Annotated in this window: 15 protein-coding genes and 1 pseudogene; 8 read left to right on the forward strand and 8 right to left on the reverse strand. The window is 66.5% G+C overall.

Translation table 11 applies throughout. The features are described from left to right. The first annotated feature begins 34 nt into the window (after positions 1 to 34). The 3 genes from ACM6JT_RS23955 to ACM6JT_RS23965 are packed head-to-tail and all read left to right on the forward strand — an operon-like array spanning position 35 to position 4217. Positions 35 to 1480, forward strand: a complete 1446-nt coding sequence (locus tag ACM6JT_RS23955; protein ID WP_414857443.1) for an efflux transporter outer membrane subunit — start codon at positions 35 to 37, stop codon at positions 1478 to 1480. Beyond that, positions 1477 to 2676: an efflux RND transporter periplasmic adaptor subunit gene (locus ACM6JT_RS23960; protein ID WP_414857444.1), complete on the forward strand. Its 1200-nt coding sequence runs from the start codon at positions 1477 to 1479 to the stop codon at positions 2674 to 2676. Before ACM6JT_RS23955 ends, ACM6JT_RS23960 begins: the two co-directional genes overlap by 4 nt. 2 nt (positions 2677 to 2678) lie before the next feature. After that, positions 2679 to 4217 (forward strand): DHA2 family efflux MFS transporter permease subunit, encoded by a 1539-nt coding sequence (locus tag ACM6JT_RS23965; protein WP_034180565.1) that lies wholly within the window; start codon positions 2679 to 2681, stop codon positions 4215 to 4217. Between the two features lie 280 nt (positions 4218 to 4497). Here ACM6JT_RS23965 and ACM6JT_RS23970 read toward each other — a convergent pair whose 3' ends face one another. Genes ACM6JT_RS23970 through ACM6JT_RS23990 form a run of 5 tightly spaced genes read right to left on the reverse strand, consistent with a single transcriptional unit; the run spans position 4498 to position 8076 of the window. Beyond that, positions 4498 to 4809, reverse strand: coding sequence for a DUF1330 domain-containing protein (locus ACM6JT_RS23970; protein ID WP_034180566.1), 312 nt, complete (start codon positions 4807 to 4809; stop codon positions 4498 to 4500). Beyond that, positions 4806 to 5156, reverse strand: coding sequence for a non-heme iron oxygenase ferredoxin subunit (locus ACM6JT_RS23975; RefSeq protein ID WP_131948458.1), 351 nt, complete (start codon positions 5154 to 5156; stop codon positions 4806 to 4808). Before ACM6JT_RS23975 ends, ACM6JT_RS23970 begins: the two co-directional genes overlap by 4 nt. Before the next feature lie 14 nt (positions 5157 to 5170). Next, positions 5171 to 5698: an aromatic-ring-hydroxylating dioxygenase subunit beta gene (locus tag ACM6JT_RS23980; RefSeq protein ID WP_131948459.1), complete on the reverse strand. Its 528-nt coding sequence runs from the start codon at positions 5696 to 5698 to the stop codon at positions 5171 to 5173. Beyond that, the gene (locus ACM6JT_RS23985; RefSeq protein ID WP_034180567.1) at positions 5699 to 6958 is read right to left on the reverse strand and encodes an aromatic ring-hydroxylating oxygenase subunit alpha; all 1260 of its coding nucleotides are present in this window, start codon (positions 6956 to 6958) and stop codon (positions 5699 to 5701) included. A gap of 11 nt (positions 6959 to 6969) precedes the next feature. Further along, a complete protein-coding gene (locus tag ACM6JT_RS23990; RefSeq protein WP_414857445.1) occupies positions 6970 to 8076 on the reverse strand; it encodes a 3-deoxy-7-phosphoheptulonate synthase in 1107 nt (368 codons plus the stop codon). A 207-nt stretch (positions 8077 to 8283) separates the two neighbouring features. On the opposite strand from ACM6JT_RS23990, the gene ACM6JT_RS23995 reads away from it, so the two are divergent. Beyond that, on the forward strand, positions 8284 to 8724 hold the full coding sequence (locus ACM6JT_RS23995) for an acyl-CoA thioesterase (RefSeq protein ID WP_034180568.1): 441 nt from the start codon (positions 8284 to 8286) through the stop codon (positions 8722 to 8724). Between the two features lie 41 nt (positions 8725 to 8765). On the opposite strand, the pseudogene ACM6JT_RS24000 reads toward ACM6JT_RS23995, so the two are convergent. Together ACM6JT_RS24000 and ACM6JT_RS24005 are read right to left on the reverse strand one after the other, a co-directional pair. Next, positions 8766 to 8972: pseudogene (locus ACM6JT_RS24000) on the reverse strand (LuxR C-terminal-related transcriptional regulator); the annotation flags it as partial. A 322-nt stretch (positions 8973 to 9294) separates the two neighbouring features. Next, on the reverse strand, positions 9295 to 10209 hold the full coding sequence (locus ACM6JT_RS24005; protein WP_105391196.1) for a LysR family transcriptional regulator: 915 nt from the start codon (positions 10207 to 10209) through the stop codon (positions 9295 to 9297). Positions 10210 to 10991: 782 nt separating this feature from the next. Here ACM6JT_RS24005 and codB point away from each other — a divergent pair. Genes codB through ACM6JT_RS24020 form a run of 3 tightly spaced genes read left to right on the forward strand, consistent with a single transcriptional unit; the run spans position 10992 to position 14307 of the window. Next, positions 10992 to 12287: a cytosine permease gene (codB, locus tag ACM6JT_RS24010; protein ID WP_414857446.1), complete on the forward strand. Its 1296-nt coding sequence runs from the start codon at positions 10992 to 10994 to the stop codon at positions 12285 to 12287. Between the two features lie 45 nt (positions 12288 to 12332). Then, the gene (gene codA, locus ACM6JT_RS24015) at positions 12333 to 13586 is read left to right on the forward strand and encodes a cytosine deaminase (protein WP_217587895.1); all 1254 of its coding nucleotides are present in this window, start codon (positions 12333 to 12335) and stop codon (positions 13584 to 13586) included. A gap of 46 nt (positions 13587 to 13632) precedes the next feature. Next, entirely contained in the window at positions 13633 to 14307 is a 675-nt protein-coding gene (locus ACM6JT_RS24020; RefSeq protein ID WP_105391199.1) for a TetR/AcrR family transcriptional regulator, read from the forward strand. Between the two features lie 216 nt (positions 14308 to 14523). Here the strand turns inward: ACM6JT_RS24020 and ACM6JT_RS24025 are convergent, their stop codons facing one another. Next, positions 14524 to 14961, reverse strand: a complete 438-nt coding sequence (locus ACM6JT_RS24025) for a hypothetical protein (protein ID WP_034180573.1) — start codon at positions 14959 to 14961, stop codon at positions 14524 to 14526. 294 nt (positions 14962 to 15255) lie between these two features. On the opposite strand from ACM6JT_RS24025, the gene ACM6JT_RS24030 reads away from it, so the two are divergent. Next, positions 15256 to 15993, forward strand: a complete 738-nt coding sequence (locus ACM6JT_RS24030) for a sulfite exporter TauE/SafE family protein (protein ID WP_105391201.1) — start codon at positions 15256 to 15258, stop codon at positions 15991 to 15993. Positions 15994 to 16068 lie beyond the last annotated feature (75 nt).

Genomic DNA, 16068 nt, shown 5'->3' on the forward strand with positions numbered 1-16068 from the left:
AAATCGTTCGCCATCGCGTCACAGGAAACCGACCATGCCCTTCCTCATCGACCGAGCGCGCGGCGCCCGCCGCCTGGTTCCCGCGCTCGCCGCGCTCGCGCTCGCCGGCTGCGCCCCGTTCGGCCCGCAACGCCCGGCGGCCCGGATCACCCCCGTCGAGCAGCTCGATGCGGGTGCCGCGATCCGCTCCGCCGGCGCCGGCGCGCCGACGATCGCCGAACGTTGGTGGAGCGCGTTCGGCGATGCCCAGCTGGATCGTCTCGTCGACGATGCGCTGGCCGGCGCACCGACGCTGCAGGCACAGCGCGAACGCGTCGCGCAGGCGCTGGCCGACACCGACGTCGAAAGCGCCGCGCTGCTGCCGCAGCTGGGCGCGACGGCCAGCGCAGTGCCGACCCGCCTGCCGGGCAGCTACCGGACGCCACCGCCCGCGGCCGGGCACTGGCAGGTCGACGCGCAGGCGCTCCTCGGCGCGTCGTGGGATCTCGACATCGCCGGCCGGCAGCACGCGCTGGCGCGCGCCGCCGCGCTGCGCGCGGACCAGCAGCGCGCGCTCGAGCACGCGGCCACCGTGTCGCTGCAGGCGGCGATCGTCGAAACCTATCTGCAGCTCGCGCTCGAACAGCAACTGCTCGCGATCACGCGCGATACGCTGCAGCAGCACAGCTATCTGCTCCGCCTCACGTCGCAACGCGCCGATGCCGGTCTCGACATGCAGGTCGCCGTGCTCAGGGCGAGCGAACCCATCCCGCACGCGCAGGCCGACATCAACACGCATGCGGCCGAGTCGGCCCGACTGCGCCACCGGCTCGCCGCGCTCGTCGGCCGGGGGCCCGGTTACGCCGATGCGTTGAAGCCTGTCGCGCCGCCGGCGGCCGGGCTGCCGATGCCGGCCGTCCTGCCCGCGGCGCTGATCGGCCGCCGGCCGGACGTGCTGGCCGCGCGCTACCGGGTCGAGGCCGAAGCGGCGAACATCGACGCGGCGCGCGCCGCGTTCTATCCGGACGTCAACCTGCTGGCCTTCGCCGGCGTGCAGAGCTTCGGCTTCCGCGCGCTGTTCCACGGCAACAGCGGCACGTTCGGCGCGGGCCCCGCGATCACGCTGCCGATTTTCGAGGGCGGCCGCCTGCGCGCCGGCCTGCGCGCGCAAACCGCCGCCTACAACGCCGCCGTCGCGGTGTACGACGACACGGTCGTCAACGCGCTCGCGCAGGTCAGCGACACCCTCGTCCAGATCGATACGCTCGGCCGGCAGCGCGCGCTTCAGCGCGAAGCGCTGGCGCGTGCGCAACAGACCTACGACATCGAGACGCAGCGCTACCGGAAAGGCATTTCCGGCTACCTCGACGTCCTGCTCGCGCAAGGCCGGCTGCTCGACGATCGCGCGTCGGTCGCGCGTGCGGACGCGTCGTTCGCGATCGAGCATGCCCGCCTGATCGCCGCGCTCGGCGGCACCACTTCCACTGGAGTCACGAAATGAACCGTCCTGAATCCCCCGTCGCCGAGCCGTCGCTGCAACGCGCGCGACGGCGCTACTTCCGCTGGTTCTTCATCGCGCTCGCCGGCGCGGCCGGCCTCGCCGCCGTCGCGTGGGCCACCACGCGCGGCACCGAGACGACCGACGATGCGTACGTGTCCGGCGACGTCGTGCAGATCTCGCCGCAGATCGGCGGCACCGTCGACGCGGTGCGCGTGCAGAACGCCGACTGGGTCCGTCCGGGCGACCTGCTGTTCAGCGTCGACAAGACCGATGCCCGGCTCGCGCTGGACGAAGCGGTCGCGCAACTCGCGCACGCGGTGCGCCAATACCGCACCGCGCATGCGGACGCGGTGCGCGAAGAAGCGCAGATCCGGGTGCGGCGCACCGAATGGTCCAAGGCGAACGACGACCTGCAGCGCCGGCTGAGCCTCGCGCAAGACGGCGGCGTGTCGCGCGAGGATCTTCGCCATGCGCGGGATGCGATGGACGGCGCGGCAGCCGCGCTGAACGCGCAGCAGGCCGCGTACGACGCGACGCTCGCGCGCACCGACGGCACGTCGATCGACACGAATCCGCTCGTGCGCGCGGCGGCGTCCCGGGTCCGCAGCGCGGCGCTCGCGCTGCGCCGCACCGAAATACGCGCGCCGCTCGGCGGGCTCGTCACGCGCCGGGTCGTGCAGGTCGGCCAGCACGTCTCGCCCGGCACGCCGTCGCTGGCGCTCGTGCCGCTCGATCACGTGTGGGTCGAAGCCAACTTCAAGGAATCGCAACTGCGCGGCATGCGCGCCGGGCAGCCGGTCGACCTGTTCTCGGACCTGTACGGCAGCGACGTGGTGTTCCACGGGCGCGTCGTCGGGCTCGAAGCCGGCACCGGCGCCGCCTTCGCGGCCGTGCCCGCGCAGAACGCGACCGGCAACTGGATCAAGGTGGTCCAGCGCGTGCCGGTCCGGATCGCGCTCGATCCCGCCGAGCTGCGCGCGCACCCGCTGCGCATCGGCCTGTCGATGACGGCATCGGTGCCGGTCGATCACGGCCCCGGCACCGCATCGGCGTCGCCGCCCGCCCGTGCGCCCGAAGCGCGCCGGTCGATCGACGCCACGTCGATCTATCGCGACGACGACGCAGCGGGCGATGCGCTCGTCGCCGAGACGATTCGCGCGAACAGCGGCGCGCGCCCGCTCGCACCGGGAGCCTGACGATGCGCTTCTTCGCCCGGAACGCGGCGCCGAAACTGCCGCTGGAGCCGCTCGCCGGCATGCCGCTGGCGCTCGTCGCGATCGCGGTCAGCGTCGCGAATTTCATGCAGACGCTCGACCTGACGATCGCGAACGTCGCCGTCCCGACCATCGCGGGCGATCTCGGCGTCGCACCGGACATGGGCACGTGGATGCTGACCTCGTTCGCGACGCCGCTCGCGATCACGCTGCCGCTCACCGGCTGGCTCACGCAGCGCTTCGGCCAGGTGCGGCTGTTCCGCGTGTCGGTGCTGCTGTTCGTGCTCACGTCGATCCTGTGCGGGATGGCGCCGAACTTCGAGTCGCTGCTGCTGTTTCGCGCGCTTCAGGGCGCCGCGTCGGGCCCGATCACCGCGCTGTCCCAGGCGCTGCTGCTCGCGGTGTTCCCGTCGACGCGCCGCCACGTTGCACTGGCCGTGTGGCAGACCACGACGTTCGTCGCGCCGGTGCTCGGGCCGATCGCCGGCGGCTGGATCACCGACAACCTGAGCTGGCCGTACATCTTCTACGTGAACGTGCCGCCGGGCGTGCTCGTGCTGGGCGTGCTCGCGCGGCTGCTGGCGGGACGCGACAACGCGACGCGACGGCTGCCGGTCGACGTCGTCGGGCTGCTGCTGCTCACCGCCGCGTTCGGTTCGTTCCAGCTGCTGCTCGATCGCGGCCAGAACCTCGACTGGTTCGCCTCCGACGAAATCCGCATGCTGGCGGTCGTCGGCGTCGTGTCGTTCGTCGCGCTGATCCTCTGGGAGCTGACCGACAGCCATCCGATCGTCGACCTGCGGCTGTTCGCGGACCGCAACTTCACGACGAGCACGCTCGCGATCACGGTCGGCTTCGGGCTCTACTTCGGCGCGCTGGTGCTCGTGCCGCTGTGGCTGCAGACGCAGCAGGGATACACGGCCACCTGGGCCGGCATCGCCACCGCGCCGCTCGGTCTCGCGGGGATCGTGATCGCGCCGCTGCTCGGCCGCTTCCAGGGCCGCACCGACCCGCGCCTGCTCGCGACCGTCGCGCTCGTCGGCTGGGGCGCCGCCTCGTTCTGGCGCATGCACTTCAACAGCGACGTGACGGTCGGCGACATCGCCGCCAATTCGCTGCTGATGGGCGCCGCCACCGCGTTCTTCATCACGCCGCTCGTGTCGCTGTCGCTCGCCGGGCTGCCCCGCGAGCGGCTGCCCGCGGCATCCGGGCTGCAGAACGCGCTGCGGCGGATCGGCACCAGCGTCGCGACATCGGTTGCGCCGACCTACTTCGAGCGCCGCTCCCGCGTACACAACACCTATCTCGTCGACCACATCACGCCGTACGATTTCGCGTCCGGCGACTGGTTCGCGCGGCTCGATCACGCGGGGCTGTCGCCGTCCGGCGCGCTCGCGTCTGTCTCGCATGCGATCGACGTCGAAGCGCACATGCTCGCGCTGAACGACTTCTCGTTCGGCTGCCTGCTGCTGTTCGGCGCGACGCTGCTGACGGTCTGGTCGATCCGCTACCGCCATGCGTGATGCGTTCCTGACGGCAAAGCACGCCCGCGCATGCACAGCCGCTGCGTGCGCCGGGCAACGGCATGTGTGAAAACGTGCGAGGGGAAATATCCGGAACCCGCCTCGCCCGACGGGCGCGACCGACCGGGTAACCGGGCCGCCGAAAGGCGGCGAAAACATCTGCCGGATCGCATCGCCATCGCCGATGAATCGATTGTGCCGGTCGCGCTCGACGGCACCCCAAATGAAAAAGGGGCTCCGCGCCGATCGAAACGGCGCGGAGCCCCTTCGCCTGCACCGCTTAACGTGGATCGCCGGCGGCCGGCACGTATCCGTCGGCGAGGATGCCGAGCGTCCGCGCGGCCGGCTCGCGCAACCGCTTCGCGGCCTGATAGCCCTCCGACCGATACCACTCGCGGGCACGCTCCGCCGACTCGAATTCGAGCACGACGACGCGCTTCGGCGCCCAGTCTCCTTCCAGCGTCTCGACTTCGGCGCCGCGCACCAGGAAGCGCCCGCCGTACGCGGCCACCGTCGGCGCGCCGAGCCGGCGGTACGCCTGGTATGCGTCGACGTCGTGCACGTCGATATCGAACACCACGTACGCGCTCATGACCGCACCTCCGCCTGTGCCGCCGCATCGGCCGGCGCGAGCTGCACGAACACGCGGCCGTTCTCGATCTTCACCGGATAGGTGCGCACGCACGTCGTCAGCGGCGCGCACAGCGCGATGCCGGTCCGCACGCTGAAGCGCCCCTGATGCAGCGGGCACTCGATCTCGTCGTCGAGCAGGAAACCGTCGCTCAGGCGTGCGTCGCCGTGCGTGCACTGGTTCTCGGTCGCGAAGATCTCGTCGCCGACCGCATACAGCGCGATGTCGCGGCCGCCCACCCGGACGCCGAGTATTCCGTCGGTGCGCACCGCTTCCGGCGCGACCGCGTCGATCCATTCCGTAGTCACTTTCGGCACCTCGTTCAGATCGGATAAATCAGCGAGTTCGGAATCATCTCGCTGTCGTAGACGCAGATGCGCGACTCGAAACGCAGCCCCTGCGGCGTGCGCACGATCCGGTCCAGATAGCGCCCCGTGTTGTATACGTCGCTCATCTGCTCGGTCTTCGTGCGCAGCACCGCATAGTTCGTCTCCGCCTCGATCGCCGTGTCGTCGAGATACGTGACGAGCGGCAGCCCGATCACGTGGCGCTGGTAGTACGGGTCGAAAAACAGCGTCTCCTTGATCCCGTAGACGCGGTCCTTCAGCATGCCCTTGCTCTCGAAATCCATCACCGCGAGCGGCAGGCTGCGCTCGTGGTTCTCGCGCGGCACCACCGTGTACCTGCATTGCTCGATGAAGAATTCCGGCCACGCATCCCAGTCGCCGCCGTCGAGCACGGCCGCATACCGCGCGTTGAGCTGGACGAGCGCGTAGAAATCCTCGAAGCTCGCGCCGCTCGCGTGGGGCACGGCGGCCAGCCGGTCCGTTCGTGTCGTGATCGTGCTCATTCAGGCCTCCATCACTTGGCGCCAGTACTGGTACATGCCGCGCACCAGCGTTTCGCTGACCATATGGTCGGTTTGCTCGTCGATCTGCCGGCCGCCGAGTTCGTTGTAGACGTTGCCGTGCTGGATCTGCTCGAAGCTCTGCTGCACGCATTCGATGACCTCGCCGTCGTCCGCCGACACGAAACCGGCCGGTCCGAACAGATTGGCCTGGCGCAGACGCCGCCGCGTCATCTCCTCGGTGTCGGTCTCGAAACCGAAATGCGTCCACACGTAGTCGAACACGCCCGGGCCGATCGGCCGGATGCGACGCGTCGACAGCGCATTGACCTGCTGCTGGATGATGACGCTCGGCATCAGCGTCAGCATCACGACGGTCGGATCGCCCCACCACGGTTCGTGCACGACATCGAGGAAGCGGTCGTCGTGCAGCGTCATGCGCTCCTTGAAGCTCGTCACGTTGTGGGTCACCTCGCCGCCGCCGCCGCCGCTGCGGATCGACACCATCGCGCCGTGCCGGTGATGCGCATCGGTCACGAGCCTGGCGGGATTGTCCGCGCGCCACAGGCCGAAGTTGACGAACCAGGTATGCAGCAGCCCCGCGTGATACGGATCCTTGATGTTCTCGACCATCAGCTTCCAGTTGCTCGGCACGCGCTGCCGCGTGTAGCCGAGCACGGTCAGCTTCGGGCCGTGGAACAGGCGATCGTAGTAAGGCAGGATGCGCGGGCCGAGGAAATCCTCGAACGATTCGACGTTCTCGTCGAACGACGCGAACACGGCACCGCCGCGCGTCGACACGCGCAGGCGCCGCAGCGCGTGCTTGCCCGGATCGAAATCCGCCGGCATGCCGCCGTTGATCGTGCCGCCCTGACGCACGCCGCGCCGGAACGGCACACCGATCAGGTTGCCCTTCAGGTCGTAGTTCCACTGGTGATACGGGCAGTGGAAATCCTTCGCTGTCCCCGAGCGCTCGCGGCAGAACTGCATGCCGCGGTGCGCGCACGCGTTTTCGAAGACGACGATTTCGCCGTCCTCCGTGCGCGTCATCACGACGGATCGCTCGCCGACTTCCGTGCGCTGGAAATCGCCGGGAGACGGCACTTCGGCTTCGAGGCCGATGTAGCACCAGTGATTCGCGTAGAACAGGCGCTCGAGTTCGCGCTGGTACAGCGCTTCACTCGTGTACGCCTCGTATGGCGTGCGGCTGGCGCCGTCGCCTTTCCAGTCGAGCGCGCGGGCGATGTCGATGGGTGAGTTCAAGAGAGCTCCTTTCAGTAAGAAGCGGCCTGCATCGCGACGGCGGCGCCGTGCGCGATGAAGCCGGCTGGCGAACGCCGCCGCGCAACCGCCGCGGCAGCCAACTGCTCGACGAGCTCGGCCGTGTGATCCCAGCCGAGACATGCGTCGGTAATGCTTTGGCCGAACACCGGCGGCGTGCCCGGCACCAGGTCCTGCCGCCCCTCGACGAGGAACGACTCGATCATCACGCCCACGATCGCGCGCTCCCCGCGATGCAGTTGCGCGGCGAGGTTGCCGCACACGTCGATCTGCGCGCGCGTCTGCTTGCCGCTGTTGCCATGGCTCGCGTCGATCACGACATACGGGGGAAGATGCGCATCGCGCAGCGCGGCGCAGGCGGCCGCGACGCTGGCGGCGTCGTAGTTCGGGGTCTTGCCGCCGCGCAGCACGATATGCGTGTCGGGATTGCCGCGCGTGGTCGCGATTTCCACGCTGCCGGAGACGGACGACCTCAGGTAACTATGCGACACGCGCGACGCGCGGATCGCGTCGATCGCGACCTTCACGTTGCCGTCGGTGCCGTTCTTGAAGCCGACCGGCAGGTCGAGCCCCGATGCCGCCTGGCGATGGATCTGCGATTCGGTCGTCCGCGCGCCGATCGCGCCCCAGGACACGAGGTCGTCGAGATACGGCGCGGTCATCGGATCGAGAAATTCGGTCGCGGCCGGCAGGCCCAGCGCATTGACGCCGAGCAGCACCTTGCGCGCGACGCGCAGGCCGTCCTCGATCCGGAAACTGCCGTCGAGATACGGGTCGTTCAGGAGCCCTTTCCAGCCGACCGTGGTGCGCGGCTTTTCGAAATAGACGCGCATCACGATCTCGAGCACATCGGCGTACCGCTCGCGCAGCGGCGCGAGCCGGCGCGCGAACGCCAGCGCGGCCTCCGCGTCATGGATCGAACACGGGCCGACGATCAGCGCAAGCCGGTCGTCCTCGCCCGCGATGATGCGCGCCAATGCGCGCCGCGCATCGCCGATCGACCGTGCCAGGCCGGGATCGCACGGCAATTCGGCGCGCAACCGCTGCGCACTGATCACCGCCACGCCTTGCGTCAACGCTGCCCCAACGGATTTTTCCATTTAACGCTCCACTCTCGCTGATCGGATGCCGATTTACGGAGGCAATTAGAGCGCGGTCAAATCCCCGGTGATACTGTCATTTATCTCAGAAGCATTTCACATAGTGGATATCTGTGATTTCCGACAGTATTCCGATATGCGGATCGCGTCTAACTTAACTCCTGCACAAACCCGTTCTCACCCGCCGTTCTGCCAAGGAGCCTGGTAATGACAAGAAAATATTTTGAAACCCGAATCGACGTGAAGTATCGGGAAACGGACGCGATGGGCCATGTGAGCAGCCCCGTCTATTACGATTATCTGCAGCACGCGTACCTGACCTACATGCACGATCTGCTCGAGCTGCCCTATTCGGAAAAGCTGCCGCACATCATGGTCAAGACCTCGTGCGAATATCTGAAGCCCGCGCAGTACGGCGATACGATCACGGTCCGCAGCAGCGTCACGCGCTTCGGCTCGAAGAGCTTCGAACTGGAATACCTGATGGTGCGCGACGGGCAGGCGGACGCCGGGGATTCGGCCGACGATCATGCGGTGGTTGCGCGGGCCTTGTCCACGCACGTGATGTTCGACTACGGCAGCAAGACCACGGTGCCGGTGCCGGAAGAGTTCAGGACGCGCGTGCTGTCGTTCCAGGGCGCGATCTGATGCCGCAACCGGGGGTCCACGGACGGACGCCCCGGTGCCGTTCATGCAAACACGATCAGGCCCATCAACACGGCTTTCACGACCGCATTGGTCTTGTTGGACGCGTTGAGCTTCACAATCGATCTCGAAATATGGAAATTGATCGTGCGCTCGGTCAAGCCGAGAATGACGCCGATCTCATACGCGGTCTTCCCTTCCGCCGCCCATCGCAATACCTCGCATTCGCGCATACTCAACGTGACATCCGCGGGAGTCGCTATATTCGCTGCAAACTGAACCATTCGTATCCCCATCCAGAATAAGACGCCAATATGTCAGATTCACGATTTCCAATGTTCACCTCAATTCACATACCCCTCGGATTGGATATTTATTATTTAAAGGCGTCACGAATGTTCGGCGAATTCAAAAGCGAAAATTGCCCTGCCCATTATCTCCAGTGTTGTCCGAACGGAATCGAGCATACCGAATCGATTTACGCTTCGGAAGATGCACGAAACGCAATATATCAATGACGTTGACGCACGCCACCAGGGTTGCATGGCGCGTCATATCGAAGCGACCGCGCGGCTAGCGGGCGATCGCATCGGCAACACGCGGCGCGCAGATACTGCGCACGCAATCGCGCAGCCAGCGATGCGCGGGGTCGCGATCGAAACGCGGGTGCCAGATCTGCGAGACGGTCAGGTCCGCGATCGGCAGCGGCAGCGTAAAGCTGTACATGCCGACGCGGGACCGCTCGGTCTGCCGCTCCGGCACGCTGGCGACGAAGTCCGAGCTGCGCGCGAGCGACAGCGCGGTCGGGAAGCTCGACACGACGGTGGTCACCGAGCGTGCGATGCCGAGGGAATCGAGCAGCGTATCGATCGGGCCGTTGAACTGCCCGCGGCGCGACACGCCCACTTGAGGAAACGACGCGAAGCGTTGCGGCGTGATTTCGCCGGTCGCCAGCGGATGATCCGCGCGGACCACGCCGATGAAGCGGTCGCGAAACAGCGCCTGCACGCGCAGCTCCGGGCCGGCCTGGCCGATCACGCCGACTTCGAGATCGATGTCGCCGTTGCGCAGCGCATCGACATGCTTGTTGGGTTTGGGCGCGAAGCGCAGCCGCACGTCGGGCGCGGTGCGCGACGCGTGTTCGAGCAGCGCCGGCGCGAACGTCTCGACGAACGCCTCGTTCGCGCGAATCGAGAACGTGCGCTTGAGCGTACTCATGTCGACCCGTTCGCACGGGCACATGACCGAATGCGCCTCCATGACGAGCGCATGCACCCTGTCGCGCAACTCGAGCGCGCGCGGGGTCGGGACGAGATCGCGCCCTGCCCGCACCAGCAACGGGTCGCCCGTCATCACCCGCAGCCGCGCAAGCGAGCGGCTGAGTGCGGACGGACTCAGGCCGAGCGCGTTGGCCGCGCCCACGACGCTGTTCTCGGACAGCAACGCGTCCAGAACGACGAGAAGATTGAGGTCGATGGAAGTCGCCATGTTGCGCCCATGCTGTACTGTCGGGACCGGCCGGCCGATGGGCCAACGGCATCGTGCCTCGGGCGTATGTGCTCCGTGATTCGCGATGTACCGGAAATCGGCAGTCGCGCCGCCGAGCCTGACGCACGATCGTGCGCCCGCCGAAATGGCGTGCAGTGAATGGCGGGGAGTATTCGTGCCGCTGAGAAAATCCGCTGCGGATTTATTGCACTTGTGAACGATTGTGCACCGCGCTGCAATAAATCGCAACTGGATGCACGGCACATCCGGTTTAAATGAAACGATGCACGCGAATGAACAATAAAACAAACCGATTCGATTGCGTCGACCCGCGCATCGCGCACGCAAGCCGGCCGGTGAAGCAAAGCCCGCCGCAGCAAAGCCCGCGAGAGCCTCACCGGGCGCTGCGCGGCCGGGCCCGCCGGCACGGCTTCCGCGCATCGGGATCGAATTACAGAACTTTTAGACTCTTCTATTGACTTTCACACCGACATTCCGTTTTGGCGCGCATACGTTTCACAAAACAAATCGCGATCGGGCGATTCGTGCAGGTCTTCCCGCGATCCGAGAAAACCCGCTTGATTGTCCGGCATGCCCCTTTCGCGACTCGATCGGCATTTCACTCAGTCCGGTGATGTTTCGCCCCATCCGCCCGTCCCAAATTTTTACGCTCGTAAAAATTTTGGCCGGAGAGAATGACGCGCTGAAACAGAGCGTCGCCTGTCCACACATCGCCCTCGCAAACCCTTTCGGACCCAACCCAATCGCTGACGGGAGCCCAGATGCCCACGAACCAGGATTCACGCCCGACGGACGAATCGGATCACGGAGAATTCTCGCTAAGCGAAGTCCCGCCCGAGAAACGCACCGGATTCCTGTCCATCACGATGGTGTTGTTGAGTTTCACGTTCTTCACCGGAACGATGTTTGCCGGCGGCAAGATCGGCGTCGCCTTCGACGCCGTCGGCATGATCCAGATCGCCGTGATCGGAAACCTGTTGCTCGCCGCCTATGCGGCGTCGCTCGCGCTGATTGCCGCCCGCAGCGGCCTGAATGCCGTGCTGATGGGGCGATTCTGCTTCGGGGAGGTGGGCAGCAAGCTGTCCGATTTTCTGCTGGGTTTCGCGGAACTCGGCTGGTACGCATGGGGAACCGCAACGGTGGCCATCGTATTGGTCAAGCTGCTCGGGTGGCCGGCCTTCGTTACCACGCCGTTGATGATCCTCTTCGGATTCGGATTTTCCATCACGGCCATCATCGGATATCGCGGCATGGACGTGCTGTCGCGCGTCTCCGTGCCGTTGATGTTCGTGCTTCTGATGACGTCGATGTGGATCGCCACCCGCGATATCGGCGGCTGGGCCGGCCTCACGCACGTCGTGCCGTCTCATCCGATGCAGTTCTCGGCTGCCGTGACGATGGTCATCGGCACCTTTGCCAGCGGCGCCACCCAGGCAACCAACTGGACGCGCCTCGCACGCAGCGCGCGCAGCGCCGTGTGGGCAAGCATGATCGGGTTCTTCGCGGGCAACGGCCTGATGATCGTCGCGGGCGCATACTGTGCCATCGTCTATCAGCAAGCCGACATCGTCGAGGTGATGATGCTGCAAGGCCTGTCGGTCGCAGCGGTCGTGATGCTGTGCCTCAATCTCTGGACCATCCAGGGGCCGACGATGTACAACGTGGCGGCCGCCGGATGCCATCTGCTGCGCACCGAACGGCGCCGCACGCTCGTACTGGTGGGCGCGGCGATCGGCATCGTGCTCGCGGTCGGCGGGATGTACGAGTTGCTGATTCCGTTCCTGGTGCTGCTCGGCTCGATCATTCCTCCCGTCGGCGGCGTGATCATGGCGGACTACTGGTACCGCCATCGCGGGCAATACCCGTCGCTTGCCGCCGCCCGCCTGCCGCGCTTCAATCTGGTCGGTCTGGCCGCGTATGCGATCGGCGCCATACTCGCCTATACGTCGCCGTGGATCGCGCCGATCGTCGGCATCGCGGCGTCCGCCGCCGCCTACATCGCGCTGCTGCAGATTTCCCGTGCGTTCTCCCGCGAACCGTCCGTCCAGGGTGAATGATTTCGCTTCACGCCCGCCCGGCCCCCACGAACAAAAGGAATCCTCATGAAAATCGTCAACGCCAGATTGCGCGGCCATAGCGGCCTCTTCACGATAGACATCGATGCAGGCACGGTTCGCGGCATCGACCTCCAGCCGTCGCCGCTGACGCCGCAAGGAGACGACGTCATCGATGCAGGCAGCAATCTCGTCATCCCGCCGCTGGTCGAGCCGCATATCCATCTGGATGCGACGCTGACCGCCGGCGAGCCCGAGTGGAACATGAGCGGCACGCTGTTCGAAGGCATCGAGCGGTGGGGCCAGCGCAAGGCCACCATTACGCATGACGATACGAAAGCCCGCGCCCACACCACGATCGGAATGCTGCGCGACAACGGCATCCAGCACGTGCGCACGCATGTGGACGTCACCGATCACACGCTTGCCGCATTGAAGGCAATGCTCGAGGTCAGGGACGAGGCGCGCGATCTGATCGACCTGCAGATCGTCGCGTTCCCCCAGGAAGGCATCGAATCGTTCGAGAACGGACGTGCGCTGATGGAGCGCGCGATCGAAATGGGCGCCGACGTCGTCGGCGGCATTCCGCATTTCGAGAACACCCGCGATCAGGGCGTGAGTTCCATCAAGTTCCTGATGGATCTCGCGGAACGCAAGGGCTGCCTGGTCGATGTCCATTGCGACGAGACCGACGATCCGCATTCGCGCTTCCTGGAGGTGCTCGCCGAGGAAGCGCGGGTTCGCGGGATGGGCGCGCGCGTCACCGCCAGCCACACGACCGCGATGGGTTCCTACGACAACGCTTATTGCTCGAAGCTGTTCCGCTTGCTGAAGCGGTCGGGGATCCATTTTGTTTCGTGTCCGACCGAAAGCATCCACCTGCAGGGGCGTTTCGACACCTACCCGAAACGACGCGGCATTACGCGGGTGGCGGAACTCGATCGCGCCGGCATCAACGTGTGCTTCGGACAGGATTCGATCAAGGATCCGTGGTATCCCGTCGGCAACGGCAACATCCTGCGCATCCTCGACGTCGGCCTGCACGTGTGTCACATGCTCGGTTATGACGACCTGCAGCGATGCCTCGACTTCGTCACCGAGCACAGCGCACATGCGATGTCGCTGGGCGATCGTTATGGCATCGCCGTCGGGCGGCCGGCCAATCTGCTGATCCTCGACGCGGATTGCGACTATGAAGTGATACGCAAACAGGCAAAGGTGCGAATGTCGCTCCGCGCCGGGAAGGTCATCATGCAGCGCGCGCCTGAACGCATCACCTATCCTGAAGCGGGCACGCGTTGAGCGGGCAACGACGACGCCGGTCCGACAAGCTGGTCGAAGAAAAGCGATGAACCCGTCCGGGCCGACTGCAGGAACGCCCGTCCGGCCCCACGGCCGGCGGGAAGCGCTGCGCGACACGCTCGAGGCGGCCATTCTCGCCGCTGCCGAGGAATCGTTTTCCACGTACGGCTTCGACGGGAGTTCCGTTGCGACGATCGCGGCGGCCGCCGGCTTGTCGAAGCAGAACCTGATGTACTACTTCCCCACCAAACTGGCGCTCTACAAACGCGTGCTGGACGACGTATTGCGCGACTGGCTGGGCAGGATGCGGGAGTTTGCGGCGCCCGATCGCGAGCCCGCGGAAGCGATGTCGGCCTATATCCGGGCCAAACTGGAATTCTCCAGAAATCGCCCGCATGGATCGCGGGTTTTTGCGCTGGAGATCATCGGCGGCGCAAAGACCTACGGAAAGGAAATCCGCAAGCAACTGATTCCGGTGTTGCGCGACGACATCCGGGTGCTCGAACGCTGGATCGACGCAGGCAAGGTCAGGCAGGTCGAAACGGAGCACCTGTTCTTCCTGATCTGGGCCGCCACGCAGGCGTATGCGGATTTCGCTCCCCAGATGCTGCTGGTGCTCGGCAAGCGCACGCTGGGAAGCGACGATTTCGACGCGGCTTATCGCACCATCTCGGGCCTGGTGCTCAACGCGCTGATAACCGAAGACGGAACGAAGGAATGACCGCTTGACCGCCTCCGTCGCCACATGCGCGGCGATCACGGAGGCGTGCCCGGCTACCCGGCAGGATCAGCATTCGCCGGGGAGGTGCGGGACGACATCGCGACGATATGCGCTTCGCCGTCGTGCGCTTGCCGGGGAAGCGCGGGACGACGTCGCGACGATGTGCGCTTCGCCGTCGTGCGCTCGCCCCACTGCTGCTCGACGGAGACCCGCCGATCAGTCGTCGTGCTTGTAGCGCTTCTTGTTCTTGTGCTTGTTGCCGCGGTAGTAGTCGTTGGAACGCGAGTTGTTGCGCGACACGTGGCCGCCCAGCGCCGCACCCGCGCCGCCGCCCACCGCGGCGCCGACGAGGCTGCCGGCCGTGCCGCCCATCGCGTTGCCCGCGGCGGCACCTGCGCCGCCACCCAGCGCGCCGCCGACGACGGCGCCCGTGCGTTCGCGTTTGTTCGACGTCACCGCACCGCCTGCGCCGCCGCCCACGGCGCCGCCGATGATGGCACCCGTGCTCCCGCCGACCGCGTTGCCGACCGCCGCGCCCGCGACGCCACCCAGCGCGCCGCCCAGTGCATTGTTCGTGTCGCCTGCCACGGCAGGCAGCGACGCCACCGCCGTCACACCGACCACCACTGCCATCCCGGCCAATTTCTTCAGCATCTGTCTGCCCTTTCCAATTTCTGAGATATCGGTGGGCGAATTTAGCATCTTTCAGGTAGGCCCATCGTGATAAAGCGTTAAATCGGGCGTTCGCCTGGCAGGAACCGCCGCCGAGCCGAATCCGGCCGGCACGTTCGCCCGCGCCACGACGCGACGGACGTTCCGCATCGGCTCCCCGGATTATCCCGGCGCGCTCTTCCTTCCCGCGCCCGCGATCCTGCATTACCATCGTGCGTCCGTCGCGCCTGCCTGCTTCCGGCAAGCGAGCCCAGCCACCTCCCCGTTCCTGCACCGATGCTCGCCCTCGTCATCCTCGCCGGCCTCTGGGCCGGCCTGCAGAACACCCTCGCGGGCGGCGGCTCGTTCATCACGCTGCCCGCGCTGATCGTATCGGGCATGTCGCCGCTCGCGGCAAACATCACGTCGACGGTCGCGCTGTTTCCCGCGCAGGTCACGACGGGCTGGGCGAGCCGAAACATGGTGCGCGGCGCCGGCAAGCTGTCGTTTCGCGCGCTGTTCGCGATCAGCGTGGTCGGCGGCGCGCTCGGTGGGCTGCTGTTGCTGAAGACGCCTTCGTCGATCTTCTCGCGCCTCGTGCCGTGGCTCGTGCTGTTCGCGACGATCGTGTTCGCGTGGGGCAGCTTTTTCCGCAAGCCGAGCGAAGGCACCGCACACCTCGGCACCGTCCCCGCCGCGATCTCGCAGTTCATGATCGCGATCTACGGCGGCTACTTCGGCGGCGGCCTCGGCTTCCTGATGATGGCCACGCTGACGATGGCCGGCCTGTCGCCGCGTCACGCGATGTCGACGAAAAACGCGCTCGCGGGTGTGATGAACGCATCGGCCGTCGTGCTGTTCGTGACGTCGCCGCAGCTGCACTGGGGCGCGGCACTCGCGCTCGGCGGCGGCGCGATCGTCGGCGGGCTGCTCGGCACGTGGGCGCTGCATCGCGTGAACGAACGCGTGCTGCGGATCGGGATCGTCTGCATCGGCGCGTTGCTCACCGTCGGGTTGTTCGTCAAGCCGATCTGATACACGCACACCGTTGCCGCCGCTGCGGCAGTCATTCCGGTTCAACGCCGGCGGCCCGGCACCAAGCGATGCTGC

Origin of the sequence: Burkholderia sp. IT-111MI5 (assembly GCF_949752865.1) — a bacterium.
Taxonomy (GTDB): domain Bacteria; phylum Pseudomonadota; class Gammaproteobacteria; order Burkholderiales; family Burkholderiaceae; genus Burkholderia; species Burkholderia pyrrocinia_C.

What these genes read in the sequence shown, in the direction of transcription:
- ACM6JT_RS23995 (WP_034180568.1), top strand. Translation starts at nt 8,284, where the DNA reads ATGACAAGAAAATATTTTGAAACCCGAATCGACGTGAAGTATCGGGAA.
- ACM6JT_RS23970 (WP_034180566.1), bottom strand. Translation starts at nt 4,809, where the DNA reads ATGAGCGCGTACGTGGTGTTCGATATCGACGTGCACGACGTCGACGCA.
- ACM6JT_RS23955 (WP_414857443.1), top strand. Translation starts at nt 35, where the DNA reads ATGCCCTTCCTCATCGACCGAGCGCGCGGCGCCCGCCGCCTGGTTCCC.
- ACM6JT_RS23980 (WP_131948459.1), bottom strand. Translation starts at nt 5,698, where the DNA reads ATGAGCACGATCACGACACGAACGGACCGGCTGGCCGCCGTGCCCCAC.
- ACM6JT_RS23965 (WP_034180565.1), top strand. Translation starts at nt 2,679, where the DNA reads ATGCGCTTCTTCGCCCGGAACGCGGCGCCGAAACTGCCGCTGGAGCCG.
- ACM6JT_RS24030 (WP_105391201.1), top strand. Translation starts at nt 15,256, where the DNA reads ATGCTCGCCCTCGTCATCCTCGCCGGCCTCTGGGCCGGCCTGCAGAAC.
- ACM6JT_RS24020 (WP_105391199.1), top strand. Translation starts at nt 13,633, where the DNA reads ATGAACCCGTCCGGGCCGACTGCAGGAACGCCCGTCCGGCCCCACGGC.
- codB (WP_414857446.1), top strand. Translation starts at nt 10,992, where the DNA reads ATGCCCACGAACCAGGATTCACGCCCGACGGACGAATCGGATCACGGA.
- ACM6JT_RS23990 (WP_414857445.1), bottom strand. Translation starts at nt 8,076, where the DNA reads ATGGAAAAATCCGTTGGGGCAGCGTTGACGCAAGGCGTGGCGGTGATC.
- ACM6JT_RS24005 (WP_105391196.1), bottom strand. Translation starts at nt 10,209, where the DNA reads ATGGCGACTTCCATCGACCTCAATCTTCTCGTCGTTCTGGACGCGTTG.
- ACM6JT_RS23960 (WP_414857444.1), top strand. Translation starts at nt 1,477, where the DNA reads ATGAACCGTCCTGAATCCCCCGTCGCCGAGCCGTCGCTGCAACGCGCG.
- ACM6JT_RS24025 (WP_034180573.1), bottom strand. Translation starts at nt 14,961, where the DNA reads ATGCTGAAGAAATTGGCCGGGATGGCAGTGGTGGTCGGTGTGACGGCG.
- codA (WP_217587895.1), top strand. Translation starts at nt 12,333, where the DNA reads ATGAAAATCGTCAACGCCAGATTGCGCGGCCATAGCGGCCTCTTCACG.